Raw genomic sequence first — 268 nt, forward strand, 5'->3', positions numbered from 1 at the left:
CGAAGACCGCGCGATTCAGCTGCTGCTCAAGGAAGTCGAGTCCGAATCGCTCATCATCTCGCTCAAGGGCGCCCCGCCCGCGCTGCGCCAGAAGTTCCTCGCGAACATGTCGCAGCGCGCCGCGGAACTGCTCGCCGAAGACCTGGACGCGCGCGGCCCCGTGCGCGTTTCGGAAGTCGAAGCGCAGCAGCGGCGTATCCTGCAGATCGTGCGCAACCTCGCCGAAAGCGGCCAGATCGTGATCGGCGGCAAGGCAGAAGACGCTTAT

General features: G+C 65.7%; 1 protein-coding gene. It reads left to right on the forward strand.

Annotated features, from left to right (window positions below):
• On the forward strand, nt 1-268 hold a 268-nt coding region (locus tag SB816_RS32045), incomplete at both ends, for a FliG C-terminal domain-containing protein (protein WP_410548251.1).

The organism is Achromobacter sp. SIMBA_011 (genome assembly GCF_046535435.1).
Classification (GTDB): Bacteria; Pseudomonadota; Gammaproteobacteria; order Burkholderiales; family Burkholderiaceae_B; genus Achromobacter; species Achromobacter dolens.